We start from the raw sequence: 260 nt of genomic DNA, 5'->3' as shown, positions 1-260 counted from the left end.
GCACGGTGCCGCCGAGAGTGAGATCCGGGTCGGCCGGTTTCGCCACAAGCTTGATTCCGGCCGGGATAACAAAGATGGTCCGGTCCGCAGCAGGCAGCTGTGCGGCACGCGCGCGGCTCCTGTCGATAAAGTTTTTGAGCGTTTCATCGGCGAAAACGTCGACATGTACCAGCTGTCGGCTCGGCGAAGGCGGAAGGGGCGTCGACGTTTCGTAGTCGACATATTCGCCTGGCTGGCCCAGCAGCGTACCGGCCTTCACC

The 260-nt window shown here is 62.7% G+C and carries 1 protein-coding gene; it reads right to left on the bottom strand.

Annotated features, from left to right (window positions below; translation table 11 throughout):
* The coding region (locus tag JNB89_RS31480) for a hypothetical protein (protein WP_220364743.1) at nucleotides 1-260 on the bottom strand (260 nt) is incomplete at both ends.

It is taken from the genome of Paraburkholderia phenoliruptrix (assembly GCF_019511605.1).
Taxonomy (GTDB): Bacteria; Pseudomonadota; Gammaproteobacteria; order Burkholderiales; family Burkholderiaceae; genus Paraburkholderia; species Paraburkholderia phenoliruptrix_A.
This window is presented reverse-complemented; position numbering and strand designations above follow the sequence as displayed.